Consider the following 20947-nt stretch of genomic DNA (forward strand, 5'->3'; position numbering starts at 1 on the left):
TTAACCTCCCATAATCCCGGTAGTAATGGCCAGACCGAATAAAGGCGATATGAGGCTTAAGACCATCAGGACCAGGAGCGGAATCAGCATCGAAAGCGGTGGGTCAACGGCTTTAGCCGCAGCGGGAGAAGGCTCTCCAAAAAACACCCGGTGTATGACGATCAGGAACCAGGCAAAACCGGCCAGGCTTTCCACTATAGCCAACAACCCTGCGGTCCAACCCCAGGGGGTGCCAAGCTGGATCGCTCCCGCTATGATATAGAACTTGCTCCAGAAAATACCGAAAGGCGGCACGCCGCTGATGGACATCGCCCCGACAATAAATGCCGCTGTGGTTACTGGCATCTTTCTGCCCAGGCCGCTCAGCGCTTTCATACTTCTCGTGCCGGCAGCGCAGGAAACCGCCCCCACCGCCAAAAACAGAAGAGTTTTGGTAAAGGCGTGGTTAATGAGGTGCAATAGTCCCCCTTGCAGAGCCAGCGGGGAGCCGATTACCCCCAGCGACAGGCCCAGGAACATGTAGCCCAGATGAGCTATGGTTGAGTAGGCCAGAAGGCGCTTGAGATCGTCCTGAAAGAAATACAGAATCAGTGCGAAGAACATGGTTGCCACGGCCAATCCGCCCATAAGGTAACCGACCGATACCGGTACCGCCTGGGAGGAAACAACGATCCGGGCGGTTAAATAGACACCGGCCTTGACCATTGCCGCGGCGTGCAGGTAGGCGCTGGCCGGGGTGGGCGCTTCCATGGCCGTCGGCAGCCAGGAGGAAAAGGGCAGCTGGGCCGCCTTGCCCCAGGCTCCGATTAAGAGAAAAATGACAGCTAAAAGGCGAAGATCAGGAGTCAACTGTCCCAGGGCGCTAAATTCAAAAGATCCCGTATTGGCGTACATGATTAAGAGGGCTGCTATAAAGAACAACCCGGCGCCGGCGGTAATAGCCAGGGCTTTGAAGCCGGCCCGGACCGCGATGGTGGTCCTTTTATGTGAGATCAGCCCCCAGGAACATATGGTGGTCAATTCCCAGAACACAAATATTTGAAAGAAATTGCGCGATAATACCAGACCGGTCATTGCGCCTACAAATAAAAGCGTGAAAAAATAATACCGGCCCTTTTCCGCCTGGGTGGGATGCTCCTTGTTAAACTCACTGTAGTAATCTGCCGAATACAGAACAATGAGAAAGCCCACCACGGTAATGGGAATCAGCAATAAACTGCTTAAGGGGTCAATCTGGATCCCAAAAAGCGGGACGGGCGCGTCTAACCAGGGCAGGTTGGCCAGCGGGTAGTCGAGGTGCCGGCCGCCTGACCGGATAATGGCCCAGATCGCCATCAACATGACTGCCCCTGCAGCGATAATGGCGGTTAAATCCGCTTTCTTTCGTTGTAACGGGGCAACTGCCAGCGCCCCGGCAAAAGGCATGAACAGCAATATTACAAGTAACGTAAGCACTGTTACTCTCCTTTTCCTTTTTAACTGCATTTCTTACCGGTCAGTCGTAGGGCGTAGGCTTATATTGATTTGTATCTGGGTCAGACCTACGCCCTACGCCTTACGGCTTACGACCTAATTGACAGCTGCTGTAATTTTTCCTTGGTCGGCACCCCGTTGTTGTCCCAACCGCGCTCTTTATAGTACTCGGGCAGCATCACACTCAGCTTGGAAACCTGTCCCTTGTTGGGGCCGACCTTGACCGGCTCCTTCAAGAACCTGGGCGGCAGCGTATCGTCAGCCTTGGTGAAACCGTTCTTCATGTTAAACACTCGCTCCAGGTTCCAGATCCGCTCGCCGGCCAGCAACAACTCTTCCACGGTATAGTTAAACCCTGTGGCTGTCGTTAGCTGCTCAGCCAGTTCGGGAGCGCCTATACCGAAGGTGGTGAACAGGCAGATCCCTGAAGAATCCACAGCAGCTGTTAGGTCCTGGAAGAGCTTGACCCAGCCCGCCTTGCCTTCCGTCGCCAGGCTGTCCAGTTTCTCCGGGATCCCCAGGATTTCCGGCGATGTCATATAACCACGGACGTGGCAGCCGCCACGGTTATTGGTGGCATAATTCAGACCCATCCCCTGCAGGACGCGCGGGTCGTAGGCAGGCAGTTCCTGCTTTTTAACGCTCATGGATAACTCGGGATGGCCGTATTTACTTGCCAACCGGTAGGACCCTTCCGCCAATTCGTTGCCGAAGCCCTGGCGGTAAGCAGTCTTGTAAGTCAGGTCAACAATGGCGTCCATATTGCCGAAGTTTAAAAAACAGCCCGTTTCCTTGGCGGTGATATAACCGTTTTCAAACAGCTCCATGGCACAGGCAATAGTGGTAGGCATGGTAATGGAGTCCATCCCCAGCTCATTACACAGGTTGTTGGCCTTGAGAATCGGTTCCAGGTTGTCGATACCGCAGTCTACACCGTAAGCCCAGGCGGCTTCGTATTCCGGACCTTCACCAAAGGTTTTGTACTTGCCGGATTCAACCTCGGAGATCCGCCCGCAGCCGATGGAACAGGCCATGCAGCCCTTGTTCCGTACCAAATATTTCTCCGCCAGGCTCTCCCCGCCGGTTTCATTGGCGGTAGGATAAGAGCCGGAATCCCGGAAATTCCGTACCGGCAGGCCGCCGCTCTGGTCCAGAATGTTGACCAGGATATTGGTTCCGTAAGCTTTCAAACCTTGTCCGGTAACCGGATGATCTTTGAGCATCTGGCGGGCCCTGGAGATAGACGCCATAAACCCATCGGGATCGGCCACCCGTACTCCGCCGGTTCCTTTAACAGCAATGGCCTTCAGGTTCTTGGCGCCCATCACCGCGCCCACGCCGGAGCGGCCGGCGGCCCGGGTATAGTCATTCATGATGCAGGCAAACTTAACTTTGTTTTCACCAGCCGGCCCGATGCAGGCAACTTTGGCATCCTCATCGGTGGCTTCTTTAATCATGTCGGTGGTTTCATAAACCGTTGAGCCCCATAGACTTACCGCGCTCCTGAGCTCTACCTCGGCGTCATTAATCCAGAGATAGACCGGTTCTTGAGCCTTGCCTTCAAAAATGATGGCGTCATAGCCAGCATATTTTAATTCCGGGCCCCAGTAGCCGCCCGAGTTGGAAGCCGCCATCGCGCCGGTGAGCGGCGCTTTACACACTACTTCATAACGTCCGCCGCTGGTGGCAAGGGTACCTGTCAGAGGGCCGGTTATAAAGATCAGGTTATTTTTGTCGCTTAAGGGGTCAACCTTGGGATCAACTTCTTTCATCCACAGGCGGGTCCCAAGCCCACGGGCGCCGATATAATTTTTGGCCTCCACCGGATCAAGGGCTTCCTTTGCTATAGTTCCGTTGGTGAGGTTAACTCTCAAAACCTGTCCTACGTAACCGTACATTATTCACCCACCTCCTGGACCAGTTCCTTAAATTTGGCCGCATATGCCTTTTTCTTCTTCATGGTTGCCGCTGTGGCCTCTTTATAGGTGATTGCTTCATTGGGACAGAACTTCACACAGGCCGGATCCCCCTGGCACAGGTCACACTTGATGATTTTTTCACTGATTCCGTCGTAGGTGGTATTGCCGAAAGGGCATGCGATCAAGCACATCTTACATTTAATACAGCGGTTCTCATTAACTACCATTGCGCCCTTATCGGATTTGGTGATGGCCCCCACCGGGCAGACTTTCACGCAGGCCGCGCTGTCGCACTGCAGGCACATCATGGGCACGGAAACGCCAACCAATTCCCAGGCAAAGACCGCAACCCGCGAAGCCGTCGGCCGAAACTCCTGATCATGCTGAAAAGAACAAGCTAATTCACAGGTGCGGCAGCTGGAGCACTTCTCCGGCGCCAAAGCTAAAATTTTTGCCATACTGGACCCGCCCTATTACAGGACAGGTTCCTTCACCCCCACTCCTTTAGATTTGGACCTTCAAGTTAAAAACCGAGTCAATCCCACTAACCCAGTCATTTACCCCCCTTCTGCACGATACCGCTTGAAGAATACTATGTCATAGGGTTCATGCAAACCTCATGCCAATCATTTTGTAGGAAGCATGAGGAGGTTCCAGTGAGGATTACTGTCAGCAAGCCAGGAGTGGTAATACCGGTGATATAGCATAATTAAAAAGTACAAAAATTTACTGTTGTTTTATCAAGACTGCTTTCTGCGGCTGTGAGTATGTGATATCAGCCTGTAATTTTGCCGGAAGCTACAGATTGTGTCCTAAAATGTATTTATGCAGGGCTTCAATTTACCTGAAAACAATGTATTAGCACCGAATTTGCAAGGATATTCCATTAAGATGTATTTGAGTCTATATTGTGCTTTTGTAACTTCCCGCAGCAAACATTGTGTAAAAGGGTTGGTTTTTGTTTTTACGGCCTTGCCGGACTCCAAACTGTATCATTATCGTACTCTATAAAGAGATTCTGTTCTGGAATGGAACAGTTTATTGTCTAAAAAGCACTTTAAAATCCACAAAACTGTTGTTGCACTTGTTTTCGAGGCTGATTACAATTGAGGTGAGGGACTATATCGAAATTTGTTCGATCATGAAACACAATAACCTGTAAGACCTATCTGCATTCCCCAGAGTAAAAAATCCTTCCCCATCATTTGTAACATACCCCCAAATTAAAGCACCGTATAGATATTCATTCTACACGGTGCCTTGTAAATATTGCTGATTTTGTTATTTCTTAGTTTACTTTGTCAACAGGTCCAACCCTTCACCTGTCTCTATAATTTTCTATTTTAGTAATACTTTACCCATTGGAAACTTAATTCCGGCACTATTCAGAATTAAACCACCGGCCATAATCACACCAAAAAATCCAGTTACAAATAAACCCCACGCACTTGTCAATACTACAGCTTTGCTTGAGTAACCTAAGTAAACCAGGGCGAGGGCACACACTCCGATATCAGCTCCTATAAGAGCAATCGTTCCCGAAGCAGGAGCAAATTTAAGAAACACTGGGGTGGTAAAAATCAGCATTACGCCTAATATCGCCCACTCATATCCAAGGATTTTTGGATCAATTACCCAATGGTATATTGGCGCAAAGAAATTTAAAGCATATGTTAAACCGTTGGCGAAGCCGAAAAACGAAGCAAAGTACAGCCAGGTGACTCCTCCCACTAAATCCCCAAGTTTAACCAGACTGACACCTGCGCTCAAGTAGGAAATAGTACAGCCAAAAGACACTAGCGCCATGGGAAGAAGCGCTTTGCTATCTACAAACCCGCATAAATAAGCCCAAGCCATAAAGCACACTATTGAGTTAGCAATCCAACCAGCCGCACCAGCGTCAGCTATTTTAGTTTCGGTATCTGCCAAGAAAATTACCTCCTTATAGTAATGTACTGTTTAAAATCCCTAAAGCAGCTGAACTCTTTGAAAATACAGGCTCTCTTAGCCTTAACCTATTATCACCTTAAGCCCGTAAGATTCAATAATATCTTTGCATAAATTCATATGTTCTTTACCAGGTGGTTTAAGATCCTCCAAATAATATTTTTTCCCCAGCCTGTCATACTTTCCAGAACCCAATCGATGGTACGGAAGAATCTGAACCAGCTTTACTGCTGAACCCAAACTTGAGCAAAATTGGCCTGTCGCCCGGATATTTTCCTCTGAATCGTTATAACCTGGAATTATAGGAATTCTGATTTGCATAGCCGCGCCTGCCTTTGCCAAGTTACAAGCATTTTCCAGGATTAACTCATTTGGCTCGCCGATTAATCTCTTCGATTGCAACGTGTCCATATGCTTTAAATCGTAAAGAAAAAGATCCACAAACTCCAGAACCTCTTTGTAATGCTCCCATTTTGCGTATCCGCTCGTATCCAGACATACATGCAATCTCCTGCTTTTACATTCCTTTAATAACTCTTTGACAAACTTGTACTGTACCATCGGTTCACCACCGGATACTGTAACCCCTCCATTTGAGCACCGGTAGAATAATCTGTCCTTTTCTATTATTTCCATAATCTCATCAACACTGATATCTTTTCCGGTTAAGTACAACGCTTTTGATGGGCAGACCTGGGTACATAAACCACATTTGTTGCATTTGTTTCTATTAAAATCAATAACCTGAATTTCTTTTTTTTCAAATTTTGAAAAAATCTTAGGCCCTTTTGTCAAAGCTCCGGTTGGACAAACCTGCAGACACCTTCCACAATTAGCCAGACCTATGCATTTTATTTCAAACCAGGCGATTTCATCTTCAAGGGCCTGTGATTCCGGGCTGTGACACCATAGACACCTCAGGGGGCATCCTTTCAAGAAAACCCCTGTTCTAATCCCGGGTCCGTCATGCACCGTGTATCTTTGGATATCAATAATTTTTCCTATTTTCTCGTTGTCCATAAAATTGCCTCCCCGAATTATCAGGCGAATTCTCCCTGGAAGAAGGATAATATAAGGCTTGTCAGTACACTGAGAGCCCCATTCTCAGTGTACTGACTTGCAATTGCAAGGTGCGCTTGGCTCGCGTACCAGCGCCATGTTTGCCTCACATAGAAATTGTTTAAACCAGTTCAGTATACTCGGTTCTTTCTATGATATCTTCCTGGATCGCCGGGTCCAATCCTACAAAGAGGGCGCTATAACCCGCTACCCGTACCACTAATCCCCTGTATTTATCCGGGTTCTTCTGCGCATCACGCAGTGTTTTTGAGCTAACAACGTTGAACTGGAGGTGCAGTCCCTTATTGTCAAAGAAAGTCTTAATTGCTGATATTAGATTTCTTGTACCGCTGTCGCCTTCGACTGCAGTTGGGTGGAACTTCAGATTCAGCAAGGTTCCGTTAGAGTTAATGAGATGGTCCACAGCCGCGGCAGAATTGAGTATAGCTGTCGGGCCGTTTTTATCTTTGCCGTGAACGGGAGAAATCCCGTCAGCCAGCGGTTCACCAGCCCTTCTTCCATCTAAAGAGGCTGCCCGCCAATAACCCATGTAAATATGGGCAACTACCGGATAGAATCCGGGACTGTATGGTCCCCTTGGCCCTGAACATTCTTCCGTGAGTTTACAATAAACGCCTGCCGCCCACCTGGCCAAATCATCGACATAAGCGTCATTATTGCCGTAACTGGGAGCACTAGTTATAATCTCGTTGCGTAAAGCCTCCTGTCCTTCCCAATTCGACCTTAAAGCGCTTAAAAGTACAGCACCACTATATTTCTTTTCGTCAAACACAAACTTCTTGATTGCAGATAATGCATCTGCTACGTTGCTGACCCCCACTCCCGCAGTGCCCGTGCAATTATATTTTGCTCCACCAGCGGTTACATCCACACCGCGGTTGACGCAAGGTTCCATGGCACAGGAGAGAATCGGCAGCGGAACTAGTTGCATATGTGCCAGATCACCAACATTCGTGATTACCGCAAAATGATCTACAAAATATTGGATCTGCTTAACATAAGCCTCTTTAACCTCATCAAAGGAGCTAAAACTTGCCAGATCCCCGGTCGCAGGGCCTGACTTAACACCAGTGAGCATATTTACACCATTGTTGATCGCCAGTTCCAAACATGCCGGCAAACTGAAAAATGGCGCATCGCCGGTGCCACCGGACCACCCGTACTCAAATCCCTGACAACCGGGCTCAACACACCCAACTATGGCGTAATCACGCGCGTCCTCTAACTCTCTGCCCCTGTTTAATAACGCCGGAATGATCACTTCATCGTTGTGAAATGCTGGCATCCCCAGTCCCTGTTTCGTCACTTCGATTGATTTAAACCATAACTCGTCAGGTGTCCCATTCCATATTCTTACCGAAATAGAAGGTTGATGCAGCTTGACATTCATTGTCGCATCCAGGCACATATAGGAGAGTTCGTTTGTTGCATCCCGGCCATCCCTGGTCTGGCCTCCTACACAGAGATTCTGGAACATTGGATATCCTGCAGAGCCTTTGATAGGGCCACTTGGGCGAATTTTGTTAATCTCCGAAAGTTTAATCCACAAACATTCGATCAGTTCTTGGGCACCATCTTTAGTAATATTTCCCGCAGCTATATCTTTTTGATAGTAGGGGTACATGTACTGGTCAAATCTTCCTGGTGAAATTGAGTGTCCGCTGGATTCAAGCTGGAGAACCAATTGCAGGAACCAAACTGACTGGCATGCTTCCCAGAATGTCCTGGCCGGGTTTTCAGGAACCCAGTCACAGTTACTGGCTATTTGCAACAGCTCAATTTTTCTAGTTTTATTAGTTTCTTTATCCGCTAATTCCCGTGCCAGATTAGCGTACCTTTTCGCAAAATCTGCCACAGCATCACAAACCATAATTATCGCATTCCAGAAATGATATTTTTCAATGTCCCGGCCATCCCTGGGTATACCAAGCTGTTCAAGCTGCTTGAGGGCATCTTTTTTAACCCCTGAAAACCCTTTTTCCAGAATGGTTTTATAATTCGGGCTGTAATGACCCACACCCGCGATAGCAACTTCCGGAATACCGAAGGCAAACACTCCGGAAGTCTCTATTGCTTTCTTGGATTCTTCGGGCAGCATATTCAAAACTAAATCATTAACTTTTTTACCCTTCCAATATTCATAGAGACCTCTGAGGATTTGTTTGGTCTCCTCATCGATTAAAAACCTGTCCGCGGTTCCTTCTTCAAAAGGTTCATTGTTCATCTCTTCAATAATCCAGTCATAGGAGAACTCTGGGAAGACCGGCGCAGACCTAGCTACTTTAGCCTGGTTGCCAACGATCAGTTCATCATCAGCAATCCAGATGGTCATTTCATTTAACAGCTTTTTCATAGCTTTGGCCCTTCTCATGATCATGGGCTCCCCTTCCGTCTCCTGGTACGATCTGGTAATGATCACGGCCCGCTCTGCATCTATCGCCGGGGCGGTAGCTAAATACTTTTCTTGCAACCGATGAACCCTCTCAGTGATACCGTTCACAAGATCATCTCCTTTAAATATTCGCAATTGATTTAGTCCACGAAAAAATTATCAACCTGCATTATCCGCACCTCATTTTTGATTGTTTTGCCATTTTAGTGATATTGTAAGGCTCAATATCGTATTGATGATATTCTAAAGTTTATGATCATGGTATTTTCTTAGTCAATGCATAAAATATGCTAATTCGCAGGTGCGGCAACTATTGCACTTCTCCGGCGCCAAAGCTAATATTTTTGTCTGCTGGACCTGTCCTTTTACTAGACAGGTTCCCACACCTCCTAAAATTTAAAATAATCTTAAAGTCAAATCTACTACCCCGGCCATTTGCCCCCCTTCAATATCCGTATAATGATCCAGGCTGCCGTGAGAAGAATGCTGCCATTTGGTAATGCAAGTCTCGTGCCAGATTTTAAATTTTTTAATGTAGTTGAACTCATTCGAAAAACGTGCATTAGCACTGAATTTGCATGGATATTCCAATAGTAACGCATTGGTTATTTACATACTACTAATGTTATTGGCCGTTATAAACATTACGATAAGCTTGTCCCAGTACCTATATACCGTAGAAGTTGTATCATAATTGTACTAAATCAGGCAATTTTGTTCTGGAATGGAACAACAAAAGGCACATAAAGCGCTAGAAAATTCAAAAGAATTGATGTTGCGCGTGATTCCAGGGCTGGTTATAATTTAGATAGGGAAATGTCGAAATGTGTTCGATCCTGAAACACTATTACCCGTAAGACCTATCTGCAACACACCAAGGCAAAACAAAATTTGTCCAATGATAGGAGGGAACACAATGGATGGATTAAACCTTTCCGTTACTTCTCCCGCTTGGCAACAATTCGTCGAAAAAAGGCAGGTTGATCCTGCGACCGTTTCTGAAATTGTATTGGATTCATGGAGAAGGTGTGCCGACTACAACGTTGATCCCTATCATCTTAACAATGAAATTTTGGGCCAGCGCGCCTTGCGGGAAAGACTCCGGGAAAATAAACAGCTGTTGGAAATTGCTAACCCGATCATAAATAAGCTGTACGTATTACTGAAAGAGTCCGGATATACGGTTTTTCTTGCCGACAACCAGGGATATATCCTGGTCAGCCAGGGTGATCCGGGCTTTACCGCCAAAGCGCAAAAAATACTTCTCTCGGTGGGGGCCAACTGGCATGAGTCAGTGCGTGGCACCAACGCTATCGGCACCACCCTGGCTCTCAAACAACCGGTCCATATCAACAGCTGGGAGCATTACTGCCGTGAAAATCATTTAATAGATTGTTCCGCCGCCCCAATTTGGGGACCGAACGGGGAACTGCTCGGGGTCCTTGATGTAACCGGCGATTACCAGCATGCCCATCCCCACACCCTGGCCCTGGTTGTTTCTGCGGTTTCTTTAATTCAGCATCGCCTGGCACTTAGTGATTCCAACCGCAAACTTGTTATCGCCGACCTGTATACCGATACCATAATGGAGTCCTCAGGCGAAGGGTATGTTTGCATAGACGGCAGCGATAAGATCACGCGGGTAAACCGCCGTTTTGCCCAGACTTTCGGTTTGCTGCCGGAGCAATGCATGGGTCAGCCGCTAGCGTCGGTTTTAAACGAGGACGGTTCCGCCTGGACGGAACTCCTGGACGGCCCCGGCCGCCTTGAGAGATTGTTCAGGCAGGCGTCTTTAAGGCATGGTTTCACCTACTCCATCCGTTCAATTTGGGGTAAAAAGCAGCACTGGCTAGGCGCGGTGGCATCAATTAAAAATGTTAAACAACCCAGGCAGCAAACACCGGCTATAGCCAATGCCACCCATTATACCTTTGCCGACATTATCGGACGCAGCCATCGCCTGCAAAACGCTAAACGGCTGGCCGAACTGGCATCCCGGATCGATTCCACCGTTTTACTGCAGGGGGAGACAGGGACCGGTAAAGAAATGTTTGCCCAGTCGATCCACCACGCCAGTAACAGGAGAGAAGGGCCATTTGTTGCTGTAAACTGTGGCTCACTGCCAAAAACCCTGATCGAAAGTGAACTGTTTGGCTATGAAGAAGGGTCCTTTACCGGGGCCAGGCGCGGCGGCAGGCAGGGTAAATTCGAACTGGCCAACGGCGGGACGATTTTTCTGGACGAAATCGGCGACATGCCCCTTGATATCCAGGCCAGTTTGCTGCGTGTTCTAGAAGAGCACAAGGTCGTTCGCGTCGGCGGACAACGCCCGGTTTCGGTTGATATCAGGATAATTGCCGCAACCAACAAAAATTTGGCGGAGGAGGCGGCCAGGGGCAATTTCCGGCCTGACCTTTTCTACCGTTTGAACGTGCTCAGTATCGACATTCCCAGCCTGCACGACCGGGAAGACGATATAATGGAGCTGGCCGAATACTTCATGAAAACAATCAGCCACCGGCTCGGCAAAGTCGTTAATCAAATATCCTACGGGGTTAAGGTCCTCTTCCAGAGCTATAACTGGCCCGGCAACGTCCGGGAACTGGAGAATATAATTGAACGCGCCATCAGTTTTTGCGAGGGAACGAGCATCACCGTTGAAGACCTCCCCGAATATCTGAAGCAGAAACAGCCTGTGGCGGACAGTAACTCCATTCCGGATTTGAACCTGCGGCAGTTGGAGGAACAGGCCATCTCCGAGGCGCTGAATAAATTCGACTATAACATTTCGAAAGTGGCGAATGCCCTGGGCATCGGGAGGAATACCCTGTACCGGAAAATGAAGGAGTATGACATCAAGGGAGCCAGGCAGGCTTGATTATTGAGAAGACAGTTAAAGCCCCGTCCGGGAGAATTAACCGGACAGGGCTTTATTCTTTAAGAGGCTTTTTGCGGAACGGCTTAATCACATCGACACTCTTTCCGTATGGCTGTAGACAGTCAGTCTTTCTCCCCGGGCAAAGCCCACGAGGGTGATGTTAAACTCATCGGCCAGTTCCACGGCCAAGAAGGTGGGCGCGGAACGCGACACCACGACCGGTATGCCGTTATGAGCCGCCTTGATCAGTATCTCTGAGGATATGCGCCCGCTTAAGAGCAGGCATTTGTCCGCCGGATTAAGCCTGTTTAAAAAAGCGTGTCCCATAACCTTGTCGACCGCGTTATGGCGGCCGATATCCTCGTGCATCACCAGCATGCCCTGGCTGTCGCCCAGCGCCGCGCTGTGCACGCCCCCTGTCTTGCGAAAGGTGGCTGACCCCTCCTCCAGCAAGCCGATTAGGCGCAACAGGTGGCCGGCTGCAAACACACAGGAAGACTGTACAGGTTTTAATTTGCGGGCGTCATTTATATAATATAACGCGGCCCTGCCTTTGCCGCAGCAGCTGGCAATCTGCCGGCGCAAAAAATTTTCCATTTGCGGGACCGGCTCGGTGGTTTCCACCCACAGAAGACCGTCCTGTTCGTTAAAGGTTATATCTTTAATGTCTGTGAGATCCTGCAGCAGCCCTTCGCTCAATAAAAACCCCACCGCCAGTTCCTTGTGGCCGCCGGGGGAACAGATCAAAGTAGCCAGCTCAGTATCGTTTACATAGACAGTAATGGGTATTTCCAGCACAACCGGAACACTGGCAGATTGCGTGTTCCCATGGTCGTAAGTTTTAACAGCGCGTTCCCTATAAAGCGGCGATTGAGTCATAGGTAAACACCGTTCCTTTCAAAATATGCCGGCAAAGAGATCCTTACTGCCAGTATGCGGCAAAAAAGAATGAAAATCAAGAGGGTGAGCGCCCCCAGGATTATCATCACTATTCTGCAGCCAGGGAAGCGCTCCTTCCAAATACACTATCAAGACATCAATATTGAAGTGCGGCGGCAAATACATGCTGCATTTCTCAGGGGTCCTGGCGCGCATGGATTCGCACCCACTTTTGTTTTACCGGGATATTAGCCCGCAGGTTTTTTTTCATTTTCAGGATGACCCGCTCAAGCAAATCAGCTACCCCGGCGGCGTCGTCGAGACTGAAGTGCGGCGCAGCGGAGCCGGAGGATACATCACTGATCTCGGCCAGGAGGTCCTCCGGGTCAATTGCCGGACGCTCGGTTACTCCATGGCGAAAAATTGCAAGCTTCGGCCACCTGCCCTGTTTGTACCCTTCAATAAGGATGAGGTCCACCCCGTCAAGCATGGAGATAACTTTTTCCGGCGGGGGCTCAGTCTCAAACTCCCTGAACATGAAGGCGCCATCCGGCGCGGCCAGGACCTCAACCGCGGCGCCGGCCGGGTTGGGCCGCCGGGTGTCTTTATGATGAGTGTGTTTGATGACACCCAGACGATAGCCCCGCCGTTTCAGCTCAGTGATTAATTTTTCCAAAAAGGTGGTCTTACCCGAACCCGAGTAACCAGCCAGCCCGATCACAGGAATAGGCTTTTCCATACCCGCCTCCGTAAGGAAGCAGGGGGACGGTTCTTTTGCTTCCTTTTTTTCGAAAAAGGAAGCAAAAGAACCGTCCCCCTGCTTCCTAATATTTGCATATATAACTTAACGCCTTTTTCTTTCTGCCGATTTCATACGCGTGAAATAATAATTTTTTTAGATCATGCGACAGCTCATTATATTGCTTCCAATAGGACAATTTAGCTTCCTTAATTATTCTGCTCTGCGACATGTTTAATTTACTGATAGATATGCCGAGGATTTCAAAAGCTTTTTCAGTACTTGTGATCTTTGCATTAAGATAGCTTTCGTATATACGATAAAAAGCACAGAATAATAGTTGCTCTTCATAGCTTACCGGAGGATCCAGGGACGATAATTTCCAGAACAGCATACTGATGGCTTCTGAGTCCGTGCAACCTTTCAGCAGGGAATCAAGCGCAATACCTTCAATAATAGCGCGACGCTGTTGATTGACCATGGATATCACTTCCCATGATTGTCTTAAGGAAGCAGGGGGACGGTTCTTTTGCTTCCTTTGGGAAGCAAAAGAACCGTCCCCCTGCTTCCTTAAGAGTATAGTAGGATAATGGACACTTCTTGGTCTTTTTCCACTGGCGGGCTGCCCGCCGGGAGGTCAATTAAAGCGTTTGATCTAGTTAGCGCCTGGAGCATGCTTGACTTCTGGCCCGGCAATATGGTTACGCTCCACCCCTTGTCATCACACACCGCATACCCCTGCAGAAACCGGCGGGGACCTCCCTCTTTATGAAAAGAGTTGGTACATGTTGCAGATAAAACCTTCGGATATGGCGGCAGCTCCTGCAGGGCACGTAAGACAGGGCCGGCGAGCAGGTGGTAGCCGGCCGCGCAAGCTGCCGGGTTGCCGGAGAGCGCAATAATAATTTTGTTGTTGACTATGGCCGCTCCGCTGTGGCTGCCCGGTTTTATTTTTATTCCCCAGAAAAGCAAATGAGCTCCTATATTCTTCAGCATATAGGTAGCCTGGTCGTCATCCCCTGATGCGGCTCCCCCGGTGGTAATTACCAGATCGGCTTGCTGCATCAGGTTTTCCAGGTGCTCCTTGAGGCATGCGGCGCTCTCGCCGCCGCTCACCTCCACATTGGTCACCTGTCCCCCGTCCTCCAGCGCCAGCGCGGCTATAAGGGGACCGTTGCTGTCCCTGAGCTGGCCTGGTTCGGGTATATTGTGGTAAGACACGACGCCACCGCCCAGACTGAGCACCGCGACCTTGGGCCGCCGGAAAACCGTGACATTGCTCTTCCCGAATGCCGCCAGCACGCTGGTGAGGCCGGGGCTGAGGCGAGTACCGCGCGATACCAGCAGGGAGCCGGCCTGGAAATCCTCTCCCGGCTCTCTGATGTTATCGCCCTGCAGGACTTCTTCCGTGAAAACAACCCGCTCTCCCGAAAGCCTCGCAATTTCATGCGGGACAACGGCTGTGGTACCGGCCGGCAAAGCGCATCCTGTCGCAACATATGCGGCCTGGCCTGAACTCAGAGGGGAGGTCGCTGTTTTGCCGGGACTCAGACGCTCTTTAACCACATAGCCCCCACCCCCACAGCTGTTAACGCCGGCGCACACCGCGTAGCCGTCCACCACCGCCTGCGGGCAGGGAGGCAAGCTTTGATCGGCATACAAGTCCCGGGCGGCGACACGCCCCAGGGCCTGCAGCAGGGGAACCGTCTCCCCCGGTAAAGGAGCTGTGAGGCTCAGTAAGATATCCTGAGCCTCTTCAAGTTTCACATTTCGCAGCACAAAAACTCCTCCCCGCGGCGCTGCCTTCAGGTAGCCTTGCCGAAAGAGCAGGCCGGGTATCTACAAGCCTCGCATTCCTCACACAGGCCGCCGTGTCCCAGCGCCACGATTTCGGGGCGGCTGATGCGTTCGCCGGCGAAAATGCGCGGCAGGATGAGATCAAAGATGGTAGAGTTGTTGAACATGACGCAGCCGGGCAGGCCGCATACCGGCACATGTCCCAGGTAAGCCAGCATAAACATGGCGCCGGGCAGCGACGGAGCCCCGTAGGTGACGACCTCGGCTCCGCTGGCCCTGATCCCGGCGGGAGTCACGTCGTCCGGATCTACCGACATCCCGCCGGTAACCATAACCAGCCCCGCTCCATCAGCTATCAACATGCGGATTTCCTTGGAAATCACATCCGGATCGTCCGGCACAATAATCTGACCGAGCAGCCTGGCGCCGAAAGGAGCGATCTTCTTCTTGATAACGCTGCAAAAGCCATCTTGAATGCGCCCTGAATAAACCTCGCTGCCCGTTGTGACAATCCCCACCCAAAGTGGTTGAAAGGGCTTTACAGATAAGAGCGGGCCGGGCTCGCTGCAGATTTTTTCGGCCTCCTCCAGGATCTGACGCCGGACTGCCAGCGGTATGACCCTGGTACCGGCAACGACCTGCTCTTTGCACACAACCCTGTTGTTGTGCAAAGTAGCCATGACAATATCCTCCAGGCTGTTGGCCCTATATAAACGGCTCGCCTGTACTTTTAAGAGACCCTCACGCGCCGCACGGATATTGACCCGGCCCTGATTTGGCTGATCCCAGTAGAGGCCCGGCCCGGCGGCATGCCGCGCCAGACTCAAGGCGGCCTCATCCTCGTGGACAAGGTCGTCCTCCGGCTCCCATACATAGATGTGTTTCTTGCCCAGATCCAGGAGTTTGGGGATATCCTCGGTCGTTACAACCTGGCCTTTTTGGTATGCGCGTCCCTTTTCGCAGCCGGGAACAATTTTTGTAATGTCATGACACAGGATCATGCCAACCGCTTCCGTCACCGGCACCTTCCGCATGCAATAACCTCCTAGATCTTCTCTATTCTTGCGGCAGCGACCTTATACTCACCGGTTTTCGTAATGGGGTCCAAACCGTGGCTGGTCAGAGCGTTCGCCGGGCTTGCCGTGTAGTGGAACGACATCCAGATCATTCCCGGCGGCACCCGGTCCGTAACTTTAATTTTCGTGGTAAGCTGCCCCCGGCGGGAAAATACCTTGACTTTATCGCCGGTTGTCACCTGCAGCCGCGCGGCGTCCTGCGGATGCAGTTCGGATTGCTCTTCCGACCACATGCTGTGAATGCCGGTTGAATAAGGAGTGGTCACGTTATAGTGCTGCAGGATCCGGCCGGTGGAGAGCAGGAAAGGATATTCTTCATCCGGCATTTCGGCGGGCGGAATATGATCGATGCCCTGGAAGATCCCCTTGCCGTGGCTGAACGTCGTACCGTGCAGGACAGGTGTGCCCGGATGCTCGAGCGACGGACAGGGCCACTGGATGCCGCGTTCTTCCAGCCGCTCATAAGTGATCCCGGCCATGGACGGCGAGAGGGATGCCATTTCCATCCATATTTCTTCCGGGCTGTTGTAACCCATGGGATAGCCCATCTTGGCGCTCAGGGCCATGATGGTCTGCCAGTTCGTCTGTCCCGGCACGGGTTTGATCGCCTTGCGGACCCTTTGCACCCGGCGTTCGGTGCTGGTAAAAGTCCCGTCGGTTTCGGCAAAACTTGCCGCCGGGAGGATGACATCGGCATATTCCGCCGTTTCAGTCAGGAAAAGCTCCTGGACCACCAGAAAGTCAAGCTTCTCCAGGGCGGCGCGGATTTCGTTGCTGTTGGGATCGGTCAGGACGGGGTTCTCACCAAGGATATACATGGCTTTGACTTTCCCTTCGTGGGCCTTCTCAAACATTTCCGGAATCATCAGGCCCACTTTGCCGGGCAGCTCCACGCCCCAGGCCTTTTCGAACTTGGCCCTGACAGCGGGGTCGATTACCTTTTGGTAGCCGGAGAAGACGTTCGGGAGCGCTCCCATGTCGCAGGCGCCCTGCACGTTGTTCTGGCCCCTGATCGGGTTTACCCCGGTGCCGGGCCGGCCCAGGTGTCCGGTCAACATGGCCAAGTTGGCCACACTCATCACGTTGTGGGTGCCGCAGATGTGCTCCGTAATCCCCAGCGTATAGAACAGCATCGCCCTATCCGTTGTAGCGTAAAGGCGCGCCACCGCGTACAGGTCTTCCACCGTTATGCCGGTAAGGCTGGAAACATACTCGGGCGGGTAGTTTTTGACGGTTTCCTTAAGCACTTCAAAGTTCTCGGTCCGATTGGCGATGAATTCCTTATCGTGCAGGTCCTCGTTAATAATGATATGCATGAGTCCGTTTAAAAAGGGAATGTCTGTACCCGGCTTAATGCGCAGCCAGTAGTCGGCTTCCTCCGCCAGGTCGATACGCCGCGGGTCAACCACGATCAGCTTCGCGCCTTTGCGCGCCGCCTGCCTCATTTTATACCCTATAATCGGGTGCGCTTCGGTAGTATTGGTCCCTATCAGCATCAATAACTGGGCATGGTTGGTAATATCATGAATAGAATTGGTCATGGCGCCACTGCCAAACGTTGTGGCCAAACCGGCCACGGTGGGGGCGTGTCAGGTACGGGCACAGTGGTCGACGTTGTTTGTGCCCATCACCGTCCTCGTAAATTTTTGCACCAGGTAGTTTTCCTCATTGGTACACCTGGCGGAACTTAAGGCCGCAAAAGAGTCCGGACCGTATTTCTCTTTGATGCCGGCAAGGCGGGTAGAAATCAGGTCCAGCGCCTCATCCCAGGAGGCGGGGACAAATTCGCCGTCTTTTTTCACCAGCGGCGTGGTGAGACGCTTTTCGTTTTTCACGAAATCCCAGCCAAACCTCCCCTTGACGCAGAGAGCCTTGCCGTTTACCACACTGCTGGGGTTGGAGCTTACGCCTATCACTTCACCGTCCTTTACGCAAAGGTCAAAGTTACAGCCGGTGCCGCAGAACGGACAGGTCGTTTTGACTCTTTGGAACTCCCAGCGGCGGCCTTTGCCGTGCATTTGTTTTTCGGTCAGCGCCCCGGTCGGACAGACGGAAACACACTGGCCGCAGAAAACACAGTCCGACTCCACCAGTTCATCTTCAAAAGCAGTGGTCGTTTTGGCATTGAAGCCCCTGTAGGCAAAATCCAGGGTGTTTTGACCGGTGACCTCGTCACAGGCCCGGACACACTTGCCGCACAAAATACACTTGTTCATATCACGAACGATAAAGGGATTGGTCGTTTCAAGCAGGTAAGCGTGCTTTTCTCCCTTGAAGGTGCTTTCCTTGACCCCATATTCATAGCAATAATCCGCCAGCTTGCATTCGCCGGCTTTTTCGCAGGTAAGGCAATCCAGCGGGTGGTTGGCAATCAGCAAATCGAGGATGGTCCGCCTTGCCTCCATCACATCAGGTGAATGCGTTTCCACCACCATGCCAGGGGCCACGGCTGCCGCACACGAGGCCACCAGACTGCGCGCTCCTTTCACTTCCACGACACACAACCGGCACGCCCCAACCGAACTCAAGCCATCCTCAAAACAAAGATGCGGGATGTCTATCCCCATTTGTTGGGCGGCTTTGAGGATCGTGGTACCTGCCGGAACTTCAACTTCATTTCCATTGATACTTAGCTTGACAAGCTCCAATATTACCCCTCCTCTCAGATTCCAACCTGCACAATTACAATTGCAACATCTACATATCTGCACCACTTACAACCAGGCGACCGTGTTGTTTTCGCTGAACATCAGTTAAAATTTAGCATTAAATTATAGCACCACCCTCTCCCCAACATAATAAAAAGCTTTGTCCCCATCTGAAAAGGGCAAAGCTTTAGAGTGAAAATAAAGCTATGTTCTCCTTTTCGCAACGGAAGGCGCGCCAATTTCTCAGAGCGCCCTAACGGCCAATAACCATGGCTTTACAGCTGTAGGTTAGGTGGCTAGGAGAGCAATTTTAAAAGAAGCAGTCATGCGCGGCAATGTGCGGCCGCTATAAACAAGAAAAAAGCCCTGTCCCATTTGTAAAAAGGACAAAGCTTTACGGCAAATAAAGCCATTTTCTCCTTTCCACAATGGGAGGCGCATCAGTTTCCCAATGCACCCTAACGGCCTGACAACCATACCTGCGGCTAAGGCTTACAGACTCGGAGATTAACTATGCAAATTTTCTACAGTTAATATTAGAATTCCTGCAAGATTCAATAAATTTATTTAAGTTAGTGGTTATTTTTTATTTTATATAACCAACTCATGGTCTTCCTGCGCTGAATAAATTTACAAACACGGTAAACAATACTTAAAAAGTAGAAATGGAGTGATGAAAGAGTGCAGATGAACATGTATCAGCCATCCAACCAGTTTCAACAAAGTCAGTTTCAGCAAAACCAGTTTCAGCAAGCGCAAGTAATGCCGGAACCCCCAAAAGTCATCTCAACCAAAGACAGCCTGTACCTGCAGGACGCCATGACCTGGGAATTGACCTCCATGAAGAAGTGCTTCCATTTTTCCAGAGAGGCCGTGGACCCCGAAATCAAGGCTGCTTTAGATCGAGTGGGGCAGCTCCATATGCACCACTATCTGAGGCTTTTGAACCATGTTAATCCGGCTAATACGGCAAATCGCTAAGAAAGGGTGAAGTGAATCCATGAACCAGCAAAATAAAATACAAAATCCCCAGGCCAATATGGCCCAGCCTAAAGGGCCGCAAATGAACGACCGCGACATGCTCAACGATACTCTGTCAAGCTTAAAATACCTGACTGACAACTTCAACGTTTTCAGCCGGGAAGCCAGCCACCATGCGCTGCACCAGGACGTTGTGAATATGCTTATTGAAACCCACGCCCATACCAGAGACATGTACAATCTTATGTTTCGCAAGGGCTGGTACTCGCTTGAAATAGAGCAGCCGCAAAAGTTGCAGCAGACTCACCAGCAGTTCGCAGGTTACCAGAACCAGTTCCCTTACGGCGGCATGGTGATGCAGTAAGGTCGGCTAAGACACCTGGCAGCCGCCAGGTGTCTTAGTATTTGGATTAAAACAGACCTTAATTAATTGATAAGTAATTGATAAGTTGGTTCCCTGCCAGATCATGCGCCGGCACAAGCACTCTCAGGAATAAGCTGGAAACTGAATTTATATTATGGTATTTGCAGGAAAATCCTTTGCCGTAAACGAAATTTATAGATTTGACATGAGGGGTATCACGACCACAGGAGAGTATCTGAAGTATCGAAAGGAGGCTATTTTGTGGATAATGATAAATTTCAAGAACTGGTCTTACAACAACTGCAGGCTCTTACCGGAAGCGTTCAAGCCGTTGGAGAAGGACAAAAGGCATTAGAAAAACGACAAACAGCATTAGAAGAAAGACAAAGCTCACTGGAAAATGGACAAAGGTCACTGGAAGAAAGGCAAAGGTCGCTGGAAGAAAGACAAAGATATCTGGAAGATGGACAAAGGTCGCTGGAAGATGGACAAATAGCGTTAGCGGAAGGACAAAAGATATTAGCAGAAGGACAGCAGTCATTGCATGATCGCCTGGACCGGGTAGAACAAAGCCAAATACGATTAGAGCAGGGACAGCGTAAATTAAGACACGATGTCGGCGAGATCAAAAAAGAAGTGAGCTATATTTGGGGCGACATAAAAAAAATCGATGCCCGCTTAACTGCACATGACAAACTGCTGGCTACAAAGGACCCGGCAAGGATTAAGTAAAATAGTAAGTTTTCATGATACGTGGCGCCGCTTGCGGCATGG

16 protein-coding genes and 2 riboswitches are annotated in these 20947 nt (G+C 50.1%); of the genes, 4 read left to right on the top strand and 12 right to left on the bottom strand.

The annotated features are described in order from the left end of the window. The 6 genes from Psch_RS08185 to Psch_RS08210 all read right to left on the bottom strand — a co-directional run bounded on the left by Psch_RS08185 (position 1) and on the right by Psch_RS08210 (position 8919). Positions 1 to 1455: a hydrogenase 4 subunit D gene (locus Psch_RS08185; protein WP_190239828.1), complete on the bottom strand. Its 1455-nt coding sequence runs from the start codon at positions 1453 to 1455 to the stop codon at positions 1 to 3. Between the two features lie 107 nt (positions 1456 to 1562). Then, positions 1563 to 3371, bottom strand: a complete 1809-nt coding sequence (locus Psch_RS08190; protein ID WP_190239829.1) for an aldehyde ferredoxin oxidoreductase family protein — start codon at positions 3369 to 3371, stop codon at positions 1563 to 1565. Then, entirely contained in the window at positions 3371 to 3850 is a 480-nt protein-coding gene (locus Psch_RS08195) for a 4Fe-4S dicluster domain-containing protein (protein ID WP_190239830.1), read from the bottom strand. The genes Psch_RS08190 and Psch_RS08195 overlap by 1 nt, the downstream gene beginning before the upstream one ends. 880 nt (positions 3851 to 4730) lie before the next feature. Next, positions 4731 to 5321, bottom strand: a complete 591-nt coding sequence (locus Psch_RS08200; RefSeq protein ID WP_190239831.1) for a hypothetical protein — start codon at positions 5319 to 5321, stop codon at positions 4731 to 4733. 81 nt (positions 5322 to 5402) lie between these two features. Further along, positions 5403 to 6359: a glycyl-radical enzyme activating protein gene (locus Psch_RS08205; RefSeq protein WP_190239832.1), complete on the bottom strand. Its 957-nt coding sequence runs from the start codon at positions 6357 to 6359 to the stop codon at positions 5403 to 5405. Positions 6360 to 6519: 160 nt separating this feature from the next. After that, entirely contained in the window at positions 6520 to 8919 is a 2400-nt protein-coding gene (locus Psch_RS08210; RefSeq protein WP_243123986.1) for a glycyl radical protein, read from the bottom strand. An 808-nt stretch (positions 8920 to 9727) separates the two neighbouring features. On the opposite strand from Psch_RS08210, the gene Psch_RS08215 reads away from it, so the two are divergent. After that, a complete protein-coding gene (locus tag Psch_RS08215) occupies positions 9728 to 11689 on the top strand; it encodes a sigma-54-dependent Fis family transcriptional regulator (protein WP_190239833.1) in 1962 nt (653 codons plus the stop codon). 87 nt (positions 11690 to 11776) lie between these two features. On the opposite strand, the gene fdhD is transcribed toward Psch_RS08215, so the two are convergent. The 6 genes from fdhD to fdhF all read right to left on the bottom strand — a co-directional run bounded on the left by fdhD (position 11777) and on the right by fdhF (position 18828). Then, entirely contained in the window at positions 11777 to 12568 is a 792-nt protein-coding gene (gene fdhD / locus Psch_RS08220; protein ID WP_190239834.1) for a formate dehydrogenase accessory sulfurtransferase FdhD, read from the bottom strand. Between the two features lie 196 nt (positions 12569 to 12764). Continuing rightward, a complete protein-coding gene (gene mobB, locus Psch_RS08225; protein ID WP_190239835.1) occupies positions 12765 to 13307 on the bottom strand; it encodes a molybdopterin-guanine dinucleotide biosynthesis protein B in 543 nt (180 codons plus the stop codon). Positions 13308 to 13392: 85 nt separating this feature from the next. Then, positions 13393 to 13788: a hypothetical protein gene (locus tag Psch_RS08230; protein WP_190239836.1), complete on the bottom strand. Its 396-nt coding sequence runs from the start codon at positions 13786 to 13788 to the stop codon at positions 13393 to 13395. An 89-nt stretch (positions 13789 to 13877) separates the two neighbouring features. Beyond that, positions 13878 to 15086, bottom strand: a complete 1209-nt coding sequence (locus Psch_RS08235) for a molybdopterin molybdotransferase MoeA (RefSeq protein WP_190239837.1) — start codon at positions 15084 to 15086, stop codon at positions 13878 to 13880. A gap of 26 nt (positions 15087 to 15112) precedes the next feature. Next, positions 15113 to 16138, bottom strand: a complete 1026-nt coding sequence (locus Psch_RS08240; protein WP_190239838.1) for a molybdopterin-binding protein — start codon at positions 16136 to 16138, stop codon at positions 15113 to 15115. An 11-nt stretch (positions 16139 to 16149) separates the two neighbouring features. Next, on the bottom strand, positions 16150 to 18828 hold the full coding sequence (gene fdhF, locus Psch_RS08245; RefSeq protein ID WP_134218267.1) for a formate dehydrogenase subunit alpha: 2679 nt from the start codon (positions 18826 to 18828) through the stop codon (positions 16150 to 16152). A 195-nt stretch (positions 18829 to 19023) separates the two neighbouring features. Beyond that, positions 19024 to 19143, bottom strand: a riboswitch (molybdenum cofactor riboswitch). Positions 19144 to 19228: 85 nt separating this feature from the next. Beyond that, positions 19229 to 19346: riboswitch (molybdenum cofactor riboswitch) on the bottom strand. A 169-nt stretch (positions 19347 to 19515) separates the two neighbouring features. Here fdhF and Psch_RS08250 point away from each other — a divergent pair. The 3 genes from Psch_RS08250 to Psch_RS08260 all read left to right on the top strand — a co-directional run bounded on the left by Psch_RS08250 (position 19516) and on the right by Psch_RS08260 (position 20905). Beyond that, the gene (locus Psch_RS08250) at positions 19516 to 19809 is read left to right on the top strand and encodes a hypothetical protein (RefSeq protein WP_243124044.1); all 294 of its coding nucleotides are present in this window, start codon (positions 19516 to 19518) and stop codon (positions 19807 to 19809) included. A 19-nt stretch (positions 19810 to 19828) separates the two neighbouring features. Continuing rightward, positions 19829 to 20173, top strand: a complete 345-nt coding sequence (locus Psch_RS08255; RefSeq protein ID WP_134218268.1) for a spore coat protein — start codon at positions 19829 to 19831, stop codon at positions 20171 to 20173. Between the two features lie 261 nt (positions 20174 to 20434). Beyond that, on the top strand, positions 20435 to 20905 hold the full coding sequence (locus Psch_RS08260) for a hydrolase (RefSeq protein WP_190239839.1): 471 nt from the start codon (positions 20435 to 20437) through the stop codon (positions 20903 to 20905). Positions 20906 to 20947: the final 42 nt, after the last annotated feature.

It is taken from the genome of Pelotomaculum schinkii (assembly GCF_004369205.1).
GTDB classification, from domain to species: domain Bacteria; phylum Bacillota; class Desulfotomaculia; order Desulfotomaculales; family Pelotomaculaceae; genus Pelotomaculum_C; species Pelotomaculum_C schinkii.

Bases quoted from the DNA above. Each gene is read 5' to 3' on its own strand.
- Psch_RS08255 (WP_134218268.1), top strand. From the start codon at position 19,829: ATGAACCAGCAAAATAAAATACAAAATCCCCAGGCCAATATGGCCCAG.
- mobB (WP_190239835.1), bottom strand. From the start codon at position 13,307: ATGGAAAAGCCTATTCCTGTGATCGGGCTGGCTGGTTACTCGGGTTCG.
- Psch_RS08205 (WP_190239832.1), bottom strand. From the start codon at position 6,359: ATGGACAACGAGAAAATAGGAAAAATTATTGATATCCAAAGATACACG.
- Psch_RS08250 (WP_243124044.1), top strand. From the start codon at position 19,516: ATGAACATGTATCAGCCATCCAACCAGTTTCAACAAAGTCAGTTTCAG.
- Psch_RS08190 (WP_190239829.1), bottom strand. From the start codon at position 3,371: ATGTACGGTTACGTAGGACAGGTTTTGAGAGTTAACCTCACCAACGGA.
- Psch_RS08230 (WP_190239836.1), bottom strand. From the start codon at position 13,788: ATGGTCAATCAACAGCGTCGCGCTATTATTGAAGGTATTGCGCTTGAT.
- Psch_RS08195 (WP_190239830.1), bottom strand. From the start codon at position 3,850: ATGGCAAAAATTTTAGCTTTGGCGCCGGAGAAGTGCTCCAGCTGCCGC.
- Psch_RS08240 (WP_190239838.1), bottom strand. From the start codon at position 16,138: ATGCGGAAGGTGCCGGTGACGGAAGCGGTTGGCATGATCCTGTGTCAT.
- fdhD (WP_190239834.1), bottom strand. From the start codon at position 12,568: ATGACTCAATCGCCGCTTTATAGGGAACGCGCTGTTAAAACTTACGAC.
- Psch_RS08215 (WP_190239833.1), top strand. From the start codon at position 9,728: ATGGATGGATTAAACCTTTCCGTTACTTCTCCCGCTTGGCAACAATTC.